This is a genomic window from Syntrophorhabdales bacterium, assembly GCA_035541455.1.
In the GTDB taxonomy this organism is placed as follows: Bacteria; Desulfobacterota; Syntrophorhabdia; order Syntrophorhabdales; family WCHB1-27; genus JADGQN01.
The window spans coordinates 1-12,561 of record DATKNH010000152.1; the positions used below are offsets into that span (position 1 = coordinate 1).

The 12,561-nt window shown below is 53.4% G+C and carries 10 protein-coding genes and 2 tRNA genes; 10 read left to right on the forward strand and 2 right to left on the reverse strand.

Annotated features, from left to right (window positions below; genetic code table 11):
- A partial coding sequence (locus VMT71_16220) for a hypothetical protein (protein HVN25516.1) occupies positions 1-301 on the reverse strand: 301 nt, incomplete at its 3' end.
- 245 nt (positions 302-546) lie between these two features.
- Here VMT71_16220 and VMT71_16225 point away from each other — a divergent pair.
- From VMT71_16225 to VMT71_16240, 4 genes are all read left to right on the forward strand, one after another.
- The gene (locus VMT71_16225; GenBank protein ID HVN25517.1) at positions 547-1,305 is read left to right on the forward strand and encodes a glycosyltransferase family 2 protein; all 759 of its coding nucleotides are present in this window, start codon (positions 547-549) and stop codon (positions 1,303-1,305) included.
- A 111-nt stretch (positions 1,306-1,416) separates the two neighbouring features.
- Positions 1,417-1,504: transfer RNA gene (locus tag VMT71_16230), tRNA-Leu, on the forward strand.
- Positions 1,505-1,624: 120 nt separating this feature from the next.
- Positions 1,625-2,926 (forward strand): glycine/sarcosine/betaine reductase component B subunit, encoded by a 1,302-nt coding sequence (locus VMT71_16235; protein ID HVN25518.1) that lies wholly within the window; start codon positions 1,625-1,627, stop codon positions 2,924-2,926.
- 4 nt (positions 2,927-2,930) lie between these two features.
- Positions 2,931-4,229 carry a glycine/betaine/sarcosine/D-proline family reductase selenoprotein B gene (locus VMT71_16240; GenBank protein HVN25519.1) on the forward strand — a complete coding sequence of 433 codons (1,299 nt, stop codon included), beginning with the start codon at positions 2,931-2,933 and terminating at the stop codon, positions 4,227-4,229.
- A gap of 89 nt (positions 4,230-4,318) precedes the next feature.
- On the opposite strand, the gene VMT71_16245 is transcribed toward VMT71_16240, so the two are convergent.
- Positions 4,319-5,092 carry a class I SAM-dependent methyltransferase gene (locus VMT71_16245; GenBank protein HVN25520.1) on the reverse strand — a complete coding sequence of 258 codons (774 nt, stop codon included), beginning with the start codon at positions 5,090-5,092 and terminating at the stop codon, positions 4,319-4,321.
- A gap of 152 nt (positions 5,093-5,244) precedes the next feature.
- Between VMT71_16245 and VMT71_16250 the strand changes: the two genes are divergently transcribed.
- The 6 genes from VMT71_16250 to VMT71_16275 all read left to right on the forward strand — a co-directional run bounded on the left by VMT71_16250 (position 5,245) and on the right by VMT71_16275 (position 12,543).
- The gene (locus tag VMT71_16250) at positions 5,245-6,711 is read left to right on the forward strand and encodes an MBOAT family protein (protein ID HVN25521.1); all 1,467 of its coding nucleotides are present in this window, start codon (positions 5,245-5,247) and stop codon (positions 6,709-6,711) included.
- A 2-nt stretch (positions 6,712-6,713) separates the two neighbouring features.
- Positions 6,714-7,835, forward strand: a complete 1,122-nt coding sequence (locus tag VMT71_16255) for a hypothetical protein (protein ID HVN25522.1) — start codon at positions 6,714-6,716, stop codon at positions 7,833-7,835.
- A 26-nt stretch (positions 7,836-7,861) separates the two neighbouring features.
- Positions 7,862-9,322, forward strand: coding sequence for an MBOAT family O-acyltransferase (locus VMT71_16260; protein HVN25523.1), 1,461 nt, complete (start codon positions 7,862-7,864; stop codon positions 9,320-9,322).
- A gap of 7 nt (positions 9,323-9,329) precedes the next feature.
- Positions 9,330-10,415: a hypothetical protein gene (locus VMT71_16265; GenBank protein HVN25524.1), complete on the forward strand. Its 1,086-nt coding sequence runs from the start codon at positions 9,330-9,332 to the stop codon at positions 10,413-10,415.
- A gap of 223 nt (positions 10,416-10,638) precedes the next feature.
- The gene (locus VMT71_16270) at positions 10,639-12,285 is read left to right on the forward strand and encodes an AMP-binding protein (GenBank protein HVN25525.1); all 1,647 of its coding nucleotides are present in this window, start codon (positions 10,639-10,641) and stop codon (positions 12,283-12,285) included.
- 179 nt (positions 12,286-12,464) lie between these two features.
- Positions 12,465-12,543: transfer RNA gene (locus tag VMT71_16275), tRNA-Pro, on the forward strand.
- Positions 12,544-12,561 lie beyond the last annotated feature (18 nt).

Genomic DNA, 12,561 nt, shown 5'->3' on the forward strand with positions numbered 1-12,561 from the left:
CTATGTGAAAGAGGAGGTTCATGACATGGTGCCCCTCTGGATTGAGACCGAAGAGGTCAACATCGATCATGTGGGATATCCATGTCAGAGGATGCCAGTTTGCAGCATGGAATGCCGTGAAAGCCCAGCGGACCGCATCTACGGTCACGCCGCTCTGGATGTGGCTGTTCTGGCTTACGTACTCGTAATCGTCGAACGAGACGAATGCACAATCTTTGGCATGCCAGTACGCGATGAGAGTAGCGATTACCAGGAAGGCGCCAATGAGCAGGATTTTTTTCTCCTGTATGAATGCTCGCATCGGATGCTATTGTACGACGCCTCTCTTTTTTCGGTCAAGCTGGGCAGATTCGAGCAGCAGGGCCATTTGGCCCCGTGAATGGGCTGCATGCATCTGATGTACACCAGCTGTAAATCGAGCGCGAATTATTGCAAGACCTTGTCAGAAATTGTAGAATCCACATCGTGATCTGATTACGAGAGCACCTACACCGGCCCGGTGGCGGCAAATCCTGGCGCTCTATAGTGTCATTTTTGTGAGGCGGTATGTACCGGGAAAAGAAAGTGGTCGTAGTGATGCCGGCCTATCATGCCGAGGCCACGCTGCTTAAGACGCACCGCGAGGTGCTGGAGCAGGATTACGTTGACCTCATCATTGTCGTGGACGATGACAGTAAAGACAGAACAGCGGAGCTTGCGCGGTCACTGCCCAAAACGAAGCTCTTCGTGCACGAGTCAAACCTCGGGTATGGAGGTAACCAGAAGACCTGTTACCGGCAGGCCCTTCTCGAGGGTGCCGATATTATCATTATGGTACACCCGGACTACCAGTACACGCCCAGGCTCATCCCGGCATTTGTTTCTCTGGTCGGCAGCGGGCTCTATCATTTCGTACTGGGGTCGAGAATTCTGGGCGGCTATGCCCTCAAGGGTGGCATGCCTCTCTACAAATACGTTTCCAACAGGGCGCTCACCTTTGCCGAGAACTTGTTAACCGGTGCGAAGCTCTCCGAGTATCACACGGGCTACCGCGCCTTTTCCCGCGACCTGTTGACCAAAGTGCCTTTTGAAAAAAACTCCAACGACTTTGTCTTTGACAACCAAATCATTGCTCAGATACTCTGGCTTGGCTACACAGTCGCTGAGGTGAGTTGCCCCACCAACTATTTTCCGGCAGCATCATCTATCAATTTCTCCCGCAGCACGAGGTACGGCATTGGCTGCCTGGTAACCGCGCTCACATACAGGCTGGCGAAGATGGGCCTGATGAGGACCCGGTTATTTCCCGTTGAGGCCAACCGGTGAATGGATGCGCCGGGGATGTATCAGCGCGTTCAAGGAACCAATTGCTGCAGCCGTTTCGATTCACAGAAGAGCATTGACAGGCAAGGGAAAAACCGCATAGAATGAAAACGGGCCGAAGTGGTGGAATAGGCAGACGCGTCGGACTCAAAATCCGATGGAGCTTAGCTCCGTGGGGGTTCAAAGCCCCCCTTCGGCACCAACTATTTTCAGCGGCTAGTTCCTATGGCTCTTTATCCCATTTTTCACCTGTCTGACTACAGGAACTGGAACGGTGCGAGCGGACTATGCGTCACTCGTTTAGCGTTCGAGGGAAGAATATATGAGACTTGAACTGAATAGCATCCGTGTTGAGAACATTGTTTTTGGAGACAAGACGTCAATAAGTGAAGGGACACTCGTCATCAATCGTGCCGAGCTGCAGGCGTTGATCAAAGAAGACAGCAGGCTGAAAGACGTTGATATCGAATTGGCACATCCCGGCGAGAAATCTCGCATCGTCAAAGTGATGGATGTGATCGAACCGAGAGCGAAGACGAGCGGTGGCGATGAAGATTTCCCCGGCGCTGTGGGAAGACAGGCTCCTGCCGGGCAAGGCAGCACGTGCGTGCTGAAGGGTACGGCTGTAGTCCTCAGCGATTACCGTGAAAAGTGGGATACAAGCCATAGCGCAGATGCCAATGGGGAAATCATTGAGATGTGCGGCCCCGGCGCTGAAGCGAGCACGTTCGGCAAGACGCATAATATAGTCGTAATGGCTACGCCCCAGGATGGTATCAGCACGGATGATTACTTCTCAGCTGTGAAGACCGCAGGCCTGAAAGCAGCCGCCTACCTGGCCAGGGCAGGCAAGACGGTGAAGCCAGACTTGAGGGAGGTTTTTGAGCTGCCCTCCCTGTTTGACATGAAAGAGGCGCACCAGGGGCTGCCCAGAGTCGTCTATATCTACCAGATACAGACACTTCAATTTGAGCCTGTCCAAGGCGAGCCTATACTGTACGGCAAGAATGTTTCCGACATCGTCCCCACGCTTATTCACCCGAACGAGGTGCTCGACGGAGCAATCACCGCGCCCCTTCCAACGCTCAACATGCTGACCTACCATGTCCAGAATCATCCTATCATCAGAGAACTTTACGCGAGACACGGGAAGGATCTCTGTTTCAGCGGTGTTATTCTCACCCTGGCGCCCAACAATGTCGGAGACATGGACAGAGTTGCGAATATAGCCTCGAAGCTAGCAAAATTCGTGGTCGGCGCCGAAGGCGTTATTCTCACGAAGATGGGGGGAGGTGCCCCGGAACTGGCGATGGCAAAGACAGCACAGCGCTGCGAACAGCTGGGCATGAAGACCGCGATCGCCATGCTTCACATGGGTGCAGACGTGAAAGATACCAAATATGGAGGCATGACCATCTTCAGCATGCCTGAGGTTGATGCGATTGTGAGCATGGGTGTGCCCTTCATTGATCTGCCGTTGCCCGCTGTGGATCGGATCATCGGCAGGCCCAGCTTTCCAACAGGCGCACCGCGGGTGAATGGCGAGATCGTGAGATCCATCAACCGGATCAAGGGATCGCTCTGTCAATTAGGAAGCTCTAAGCTCAGGGCAGTGAGGTACTAGCGTGATGAAGAGAGTCGTTCACTACATCAATCAATTCTTTGGCGGGATAGGCGGGGAGGACAAGGCGGATCTGCCGCCGCAGGTATCGGAAGGGCCTGTTGGTCCCGGAAGGGCATTCCAGCCGGCAATCAGCGCGTGGGGCGAGATAGTGGCAACAGTCATCTGCGGCGACAACTATTTTGCCGAAGACCTGGAGAAGGTGTCTGAGGAAGTGGAAAAAGTGATCGTTACGTATCGCCCGGACGCAGTCATTGCAGGCCCCGCCTTCAATGCAGGAAGGTATGGAATGGCATGTGCAACAGTCTGCAAGCGGGTGCATGATCGATTGGGAATTCCGTCCGTTACCGGGATGTATGAAGATAACCCGGGCCTGGAGATCTGCCGCAAAGATATCTACGTGGTCCAAACCGCCAACTCAGCGAAAGGCATGAGCAAGGCCGTTACCCCCATGGCGGAGATTCTCCGGAAACTGGTGGCTCATGAGAAAATCGGCAAGCCTTCTGTTGAAGGGTATTTTCCCCGAGGCGTATTGATAAATGAAGTCGCTGAAAGAACAGGAGCCGAGAGGGTTGTCGACCTGCTGCTCGCGAAACTCAGCGGTAAACCGTACGAATCTGAAGTGCCCCGTGCTGCATATGACAGGGTGAACCCGGCACCACCGGTCCGCGAGATCAGCAAGGCTACTATAGCGCTGGTGACGGATGGGGGGCTTGTTCCGAAGGGCAATCCTGACAGGATCGAAAGCCTGGCCGCTACTCGTCTCGGGAAATATGATATCAAGGGGTTGGATACGCTCAACCCTGAGGATTATGAAGTGAACCACGGGGGCTATGATTCTGTCTTCATCAAACAGGATCCGAACCGGCTCGTCCCTGTTGATGTCTTGAGAAGGCTTGAGCAGGAAGGAGTGATCGGCAAACTCCACAACACGTTCTACAGCACTGCAGGCGTTGCCTGCGTTGTTGACGTGATGAAAAAACTGGCCCAGCAGATGGCACGGGAACTGGAACTGGAAGGCGTGTCAGGGGTCATCCTGACCTCTACCTGAGGGACGAGCACGCGTTGCGGTGCAACGCTCGCCAAAGAGTTGGAGAGGCTCGGCATCCCCACTGCTCATCTCTGCGCTATTACTCCGGTAGCTCAGATGGTGGGCTCCAACAGGATTCTGCCCGCCAACAAGATTGTCAATCCCTTAGGGGACGCAAATCTTCCCCCGGCGGAAGAGAGGAAACTTCGCAGGTCGATCATTGAAAAGGCCCTGAAGGCCCTGCAGACAACGATCCAGGAGCAGACCCTTCTCTAGGCTTCGCCACATCGACAACCGACTGCCCGTACCTTGTCCGCGTTCTCCGGTCGAAAATCTCCCGGCCGGCCCGATCATGACCCACGTCCTCACTGCCTCGTAATGAGATACAGGACTTGAAACATGATGTGGCTCTTTTTCAGAATACGAAATTCGAGCTTCATTCTGTTTTCGAGTTTCCTGTGGTTGAACCCGAGGTGCCCACCATCCCACCGTTCTTCCAGTCCGGCAGTGTTGTTCAGCAAGGAAGCCTTAAGCAGTTCGCGTACGGAAAGGGTCTCCCTGAGAGAATGCGTCAAGGCCAACCCTACTCGCTGAATAAGAAAGAAAATGCCGACCATGTTCGGCACAGAAACTACCATGATGCCTTCTTTGGCAATCAAATCGGCAATCTCTTTCAAGAATCGGACACGGGAATCATACATGGCGTCCCGGTCACCCACGTGCTCCAGGGTCTCCAAAAGGTAAAGCACATGGTATTCTCTACCCGCCAAACGCGACTTCACGTCCTCGATTGTCAGTCCTTCGTTGCACAGCAACTCGACATTGGAGAGATGCAGCTCGTCCACCAGGGCAGAGGCTGTTGTGATGAATGCGGGATTCCTGTCGATAGCGCACACGTGATTGAAGTATTTTGACAGCGATGGCAGCAGAACCCCGTCCGCGCAGCCGAAGTCTATCACATTGGCATGGTGAAAATAGCTCCTGGTCAAGGCGAGTGCTTTTTCGAAATGCCAGGTCTTGATGTACGAAGCTATGCCGGGTGCGAGATAGTTGTACTCTGTATACGTCTTGTTACCCGGATACTTTCTGGATTCTGCGGAAGAATACGCGTCAGCTTCTGGTTTGATGAAATATCTCATTGAAAGCACCGGGTTATGAAGTGCCCTAGTTTATGCGGTTTTTTTCTTGGCTGTCAATTGCTTCCTGTGACCTGCTCTCCGGCCGGGTTTTGCTTTGATTGCCGATATTTGTTAAATTAGCGCTGCATTCGCATCTCCGGTATCGGAACACTATGCTATTCAATTCGTATGTGTATATCTTTTTGTTTCTCCCTGCGGTCCTTATTGTCTACTTCCTCCTGAGCAAACGCAGATTCACCGTGGGATCGAAGCTCTGGCTGCTGGTTGCCTCTCTCCTCTTTTATGGCTGGTGGAACCTGGTGTATCTCCCCCTTATTGCGGTAAGCATCCTCTTCAATTACGTGATCGGGAGAATGATATCGAAAAAGAGGGAGGAAGGGCGTTTCTCTCGCAGCAGGTGTCTCCTGGGTGCCGGTATCGTGGGAAATCTGGCACTCCTTGGTTATTTCAAGTACACCGATTTTTTTATCGCCAATGTGAATGCTATCGGCAACTTGGATCTACGGCTCCTCCACATTGTCCTCCCGCTCGGCATCAGTTTTTTCACCTTCACGCAGATAGCCTACCTGGTCGACACAGAAAGGGCTAAGGTCAAGGAATATAGTGCGCTCAATTACGGTCTTTTTGTGACGTTCTTCCCGCACCTTCTGGCCGGGCCTATCATCCACCATGCCGAGATGATGCCCCAGTTCGACCGGTTGCGGAACAAGGTGGCGGATTACCGGAACATGTCATCCGGCATCTGTCTTTTCTTTATCGGGCTTTTCAAGAAGCTGGTGATAGCCGACACGTTCGCTGTCTGGGCGAATACGGGCTTTGACACGCTCTCCCAGCTCACCGTTGTCCAGGCGTGGATTACGTCGCTCGCCTACACGCTTCAGCTCTACTACGATTTTTCAGGATACACCGACATGGCGCTGGGTTCCTCCCTGATGTTCAACATAAAGCTGCCCATCAATTTCAATACCCCTTACCGGTCACTGGACATCCAGGAGTTCTGGAGGCGCTGGCATATGACCCTGGGCAGGTTCATGCGGGACTACCTTTATATTCCCCTCGGTGGGAGCAGGGTTGCCGAATGGCATGTCCTGCTCAACCTGATGATTACTTTTTTCATCGTCGGCCTGTGGCACGGGGCAGGCTGGACCTTCGTGCTATGGGGTTGTCTGCACGGTGCCGCGCTCGTGATCCATCGCTTATGGAAGAAGTTCGGTTTTTCAATGCCCCGATGGGTTGCGTGGCTTCTCACCTTCAACTTTATCAATGCGGCCTGGGTTTTTTTCAGGGCAAAGACGTTTGGTGACGCGCTCAAGGTACTCAAGGGAATGGCCGGTGCCGACGCGCCTTCGCTGCCTGAGAATACATTTACCCGGTTACTGCATGCCAAAAGCTTCACATCCGCCCTTGACGACCTGCTGGGTAAAATAGGTAACAACAGCAAGATCATCGTCTGCATGTTTCTCATATTCCTGCCACTCTCTATTCTTTTCAGGAATTCGAACGATATAGCAGAACGTTTCAACCCAAGCGTGGTGCAGCTCGTCCTCTTTGCGGTCGTTGCGTGGGTCGCGGTGCTCTTCCTCGGCACCTATTCTGAATTTCTCTATTTCAGGTTCTGACAATGGCGATGCAGAAAAGCCTTTCTCACCGTTCATGCAAGCGATGGCTGAAAAGATTCCTGGCGCTCTTTCTGTTTCTTCTCCTGTTGACCGCTTTCTTCAATTTTCAGGCTGACAGCGCCGGGGTGTTCAGGTCGAATAAAGGGCTGAAGGGCGTTGCCATGAACCTCATAAACGGCAAGATGGTCGCCGGTTACCTCGGCCGGAGTGACGAACGGGAACTGGAGCGACTCATCGTGGAAAATTACCCGGGCCGGAGGGACGTCATAGCGCTCGGTTCGTCACGAAGCATGCTGCTCCGCAAGCGCTTCCTGGCGGGTGACGTTGATTTCTTCAACCACGCGGTCTCAGGGGGCATGGTTGAGGACTGTGTGGCAATCGTGGGCCTTTACAAGAAAAAGGGCGTGTTGCCCAGGGCAGTCATCATAGGCATGGACCCGTGGATGTTCAACAAGAATGCGTGGCCCGGCGCCGAGTTCTGGAGGATACTGGAGCCTTACTACCAGGAGATGGTTGCTGAATTTCCGAAAGGTGCGCGCGGGGGGGCGGATTCAGCCGGGAGTGTGGCAGCACCGAAAGCCAGCGTCACAAGCAAGTACGGGCAGCTTATCAATCTTGAATATACATTGCAGAACTGGCAGCACGTGCAGAAAGGCAAGAAGCTCTACGTCACCAAGACTGCTGATATCGATGATTATGTGAGGGAGCCGGACGGAAGCCTTCACTTCCCTTACAAGATGAGATTCTCGACTATGCCGCAGGTCGGCACAGGTGGCCTGCCCGATATAATCTTTTCCAATTTTACGGAGCTGAGCAGCACTGAGCTCTTCGAAGGCCTGCTGCAGTGGCTGAAGAATCACGGGGTGACGGTTGTGTTTCTTCTGCCGCCCCTGCACCCGGACGTGTATCAGATCTGCGTGCGAAACCCGGAGTACGGCGCGACACTCAAAGTGGAGTCGTACCTGAGGCGCCTGGCTGCAGATAACGGATTTACCGTGGTGGGCTCCTTTGATCCCGCGCGGTATGGTTTCAAACCGCAGGATTTCTCAGACATGATCCACGGACACGAAAGCGTGATGAAGAGACTTTTTGAGGACGTGCAGATCAAGACTTCTGCGGGCTGAGCGCGATCATGGGTAGAGGGTAAAGCGTGCTCTTTAATTCTCACGAGTATCTTTTCTTTTTCCTGCCTGTTACGCTGATCGTCTACTTCCTGCTGAACCGCCTTGTTCGACCGGTGCTGGTAGCAAGGCTCTGGCTCGTGGGAGCATCGCTTGCATTCTACGGCTGGTCGGAGCCGGGATATCTGCTCATTCTCGTCTGTGCAGTACTTTTCAATTTTTCATTCGGCTCTGTCCTTAACGCCCTGGGCGAACAGCACGCTGCGAAGCGAAGAACTGTTCTCGTCCTGGGCATAGCCGCCGATATCCTTCTGCTCTGCTATTACAAGTACATTGATTTCATTATCATGAATGCGAACTATCTTCTGCACACGCAGATCGCGCCCCGCTCCCTTGCGCTGCCCCTCGGACTCAGCTTTATCACTTTTATCCAAATCGGCTATCTCGTGGACAGTTACCGCACTCCGATGAAGGGATCCGATCTGCCTGACTATGCTCTTTTCGGCACGTACTTTCCCTACATCCTTGCCGGGCCCATCGTGACCCGATCGGACATTTTTCCTCAGCTCAAAAGAACAGTGCGAGAGACAGTCAACTACCGGAATCTTTCTCTCGGTCTCTACCTTCTCTCGATCGGTCTCTTCAAGAAAGCTGTGGTGGCCGACCGTTTCGCCCTGTGGGCCAATGACGGTTTTGCTGCGCCCGAGCCTTTTAACTTTCTCTACGCCTGGGTCACGTCACTCTGTTATACGTTGCAGATCTATTTCGATTTTTCCGGCTACACGGATATGGCGCTCGGAAGCGCGCTCATGTTCAACATCCGGCTCCCGATCAACTTCGACAGCCCCTACAAAGCTCTCACAATCCAGGATTTCTGGCGGCGGTGGCATATTACGCTGGGGCGCTTTCTCAGGGAGTATATCTACATTCCTCTCGGCGGGAGCCGCGTAAACGAGGGACGGGTCTATTTCAACCTGATCGTGACCTTCCTCATATGCGGTATCTGGCATGGCGCAGGCTGGACATTCGTCTTCTGGGGCTTTCTCCACGGCGCAGGACTCGTGCTGCAGCGCTTGTGGAGGAGACTGGGAGGGAAGATGCCCGGCATCGTGGCGTGGCTACTGACCTTCATCTTTGTCAATACGGCGTGGGTATTCTTTCGTGCCCGCACGTGGGATGAGGCGCTCAAGGTGATCAGAGGCATGTTCGGATTCAACGGGTTTGCCCTTCCCGAGGGCTGGGCACAGGCATTGGGTTTTTTGAAAGGGCCGTACGTCCATTTCATGCCGTGGAAGAGCATCATGCAGGGGAGCAGGGACGCGTGTATGTGGGTCCCGGTCGCCCTGGCCGCATGTCTCGTGCTCAAGAACTCGAATGAGATGGCGGAGAACTTCAAGCCGGGCTGGAAGTCACTGCTGGTCATTGCTGCCGGCGCCTACGCAGCCCTGCAACTCTTTAGAATAAACGAGTTTCTCTATTTCAATTTTTAGGGTATGCATGCATAAGGACAAGAATTGGTTTTATGTAGCGCTCGGGGTGATTGCACTGGCCTTTGCCACTGTGGGGCTTTCCAACTACGTGCTCGACCCTTACGGCCTTTTTAGGAAAGACTTCTCGTGGCAGTTTGTTGAGCCGAACAGTAATTTTATAAAGGTGCGCTACGTCACGGAATATCCGGACCGGTACGACTGTTTCCTCTTTGGCTCGTCCAGGGTGGGGAATATCGACGTCCGGGCCATCAAGAACTTCCGGTGTTACAACATGACGTGCAACGGAGGGCTCCCCCACGAGTTCCTCAACAACCTGAGATACATGCTGAAACGAGGAGTCAGACCCAAACTGGTTCTTGTGGGTCTCGACGACTTTTCCTTCAAATCGAATCCGGCGGAGCGCCTGAGTCAGCCATTGCGCCATCCGTATCCCCCTGTGCTCAATGAATCGCCTCTGCCCTTTTACCTGCGCTACCTTTTTTCTCTCCACAGCCAGCACATCATGAGCCCGGTGATCGAAGGATACTGGCGGAGAATCACAGGCAAGGGGGGATCGCCTGCGTTTTTTTGGGACATCACCAATACAGGGCAATTGCTCGTTCCCGGCGTTGATAAGTACATCGATGAACACGCTGAGGAATACCGGAAGGACCCCAAGTTCACGGAAAAGATAGAGAGTGTTACCGGAGACAACATGAAAGGGGCAATCGAAGACATCAGTGAAATGGTCGCCCTGTTGAAAGAACAGGGAATACGCGCTGTGTTCTTCATGAACCCTCCGTACAAGAACTGGTTTCTCGATCTTAATCTGGATGAATTCGGCCGTTTTGAAAAAGCGCTGGCGCAACTCACTCCGTTCTATGATTTCACGGGAATAAACTCGATCACCAGAGACCCTCTCAATTTTTATAATCCGTCCCACTTCCGGGTTTCGATAGGCAACATCATGATAGCCCGCATGCTCGACGATACGGCGGTCAAGATACCGTCTGATTTTGGAGTCGTGGTCACCGCAGAGACTGTGGATGCCCATCTGCAGAGCCTTAGACAGCAAGCGGCTGAGGAAGAGAACCGCGCGGCACCAGCGAAGTAATTCTAAGGCGCAGTTTTTTCAGGATAGGCCTCGTTTTCGGACATCCCGGCACGTACGCTATTCTTGACAGGGTAATTCCGACAATGGTAAAAACTGTATACAAAATACGAAACGACGATTCATATTCCGAAATGATCTCAGACAGCACGAAGGCGACCGTCGGCAGATTTGCCCGGCTGATCGCTCAAAATTAGATATCAAAAATTCGGGAGGAGGATAAGCCATGCCTATGGAGGGTTTTACACCGTACGCAACAAGAGATCTAAAGAAGTACAACCGTCTGCGCTGGTGGCTCGGTCTGACGTGGGGAGACATGTTCGACAAGGCCACGGATCTTTACCCGGACAAGGTCGGGCTGGTCGATGGCGCGGGTCGTTATACATACAGGGAACTTCGGGAGAAGGTTGACCGCCTTGCGATAAGCCTGATGAAGATGGGTATTCAGCCAAAAGACTGGGTCCTTCTCCAGTTTCCCAACTGGTACGAATACATCCTCTCTTTCTTCGCCATGCAGAAGATAGGCGCGGCGACCCTGCTTCTCATTCCCAGGCACAACCAGTCAGAGATCAACCATCTTGCGAGCCTGACAAAGCCGGTAGCCTGGATCGGACCGAAGAAATACGGCAAGATTGAGTACGAGCCGATCATCGACGATGTGGTGAAAGAAAATCCCCAGCTCAAACATATCATCCAGGTAAGAGCAGAGAAGAACGGTGCCTACCCCACGCTTGACGAGCTCATCGAACAGGCCGAACTCACTCCCAAGAACCTCAAGGCACTAGCTGCCAGAAGGCCTGATCCGGACGAGGTGTCGCATATCATGCCGACAGGCGGCACGACCGGCTTGCCGAAGGCGAGCGTGAGGACTCACAATTCCTACATTACCAACGTTGAGTATCATGCAAGGGCCTGGGAGATTACAAGCAATGACACGCTCATGGTGATCACGCCCGTGGGGCACAGCATGGCCATGCACTGGGGCATCGGGGCAGCGCTGCTCAATTATGCCAAACTCGTGCTCCTCGATTCCACGCAGGGTGAGGATATCGCCGCATCGATAGAAAAAGAGAAGGTTACAGCACTGCCTTCTGTCCCCGCCCTTATCACGCGGATGCTCGCCATCGAAGGCCTCGAAAAATATGATCTGAGCTCGCTGAAGAAGATATGCCTCGGTGGAGCGCCCAGCACCCCTGAACTCCTCCGCAGTGCGTACGAAAAGCTGAAATGCGTGGTCATCAATGCCTTCGGCTCTTCTGAGGGCACCAATATTACTACAAGGCTGGGGGACAGCATGGATGTCATCCTCGGCAGCGTCGGAAGACCCGCCTGCCCCTACGACACAATCAAGATCATCGACGATAGAGGAAAAGAGGTGCCTCAAGGACAGGAAGGCGAGCTCGTTTCAAAAGGGCCCGGTGTCTTTACCGGGTACTTCAAATCTCCGGAAGAGAACAAAGATATCTTCACCAAGGATGGATTCTTCAAAACAGGCGACAAAGCGCGGAAAGACCCCATGGGAAATATCACGATTACCGGCCGGATCAAGGACATAATCAACAGGGGCGGCGAAAAAATCAGCGCACTGGAGATTGAGAACCGGCTCGGCGCCCATCCAGGCGTTGCGGACTCGGCAGTGGTCGGCATGCCGGATGCTGTGCTGGGAGAGAGGATTTGCGCGTACGTGAAGCTGAAGCCCGATACAGCACTCACGTTTGAAGCAGTCGTTGCCTTTCTGAAGGAGAGGGGCGCCTCAGTGCAACAGCTTCCGGAGCGCATAGAGTTCGTCCATGAGCTTCCGATGACCAAAGTGGGGAAGGTGGACAAGAAGGCGCTGAGGGATGATATAAAGCAGAAGGTAGAAGGAGCATGAGAAGACTTCAGACGCCAGGCAGACCTTAGACCTTAGACATCAGACCCCAGGCCTCAGACTCAAACATTGAAGCAAGGTCGACGGACCCGACGCCTTAAGTCTGAAGTCTGAAAGTCTGATGTCTATGGTCTGCCCTTGTATTGCACGGCGCGCTGCACGTGTGCTATTCTTTTTGCGTTCGGGGCGTGGCGCAGCATGGTTTAGCGCGCTTGCCTTGGGAGCAAGAGGTCGCTGGTTCAAATCCAGTCGCCCCGACCATAACCCGTAATACTGCTT

Coding starts and splice junctions, on each gene's coding strand:
- VMT71_16225 (HVN25517.1), top strand. CDS start 547: ATGTACCGGGAAAAGAAAGTGGTCGTAGTGATGCCGGCCTATCATGCC.
- VMT71_16235 (HVN25518.1), top strand. CDS start 1,625: ATGAGACTTGAACTGAATAGCATCCGTGTTGAGAACATTGTTTTTGGA.
- VMT71_16245 (HVN25520.1), bottom strand. CDS start 5,092: ATGAGATATTTCATCAAACCAGAAGCTGACGCGTATTCTTCCGCAGAA.
- VMT71_16270 (HVN25525.1), top strand. CDS start 10,639: ATGCCTATGGAGGGTTTTACACCGTACGCAACAAGAGATCTAAAGAAG.
- VMT71_16265 (HVN25524.1), top strand. CDS start 9,330: ATGCATAAGGACAAGAATTGGTTTTATGTAGCGCTCGGGGTGATTGCA.
- VMT71_16250 (HVN25521.1), top strand. CDS start 5,245: ATGCTATTCAATTCGTATGTGTATATCTTTTTGTTTCTCCCTGCGGTC.
- VMT71_16255 (HVN25522.1), top strand. CDS start 6,714: ATGGCGATGCAGAAAAGCCTTTCTCACCGTTCATGCAAGCGATGGCTG.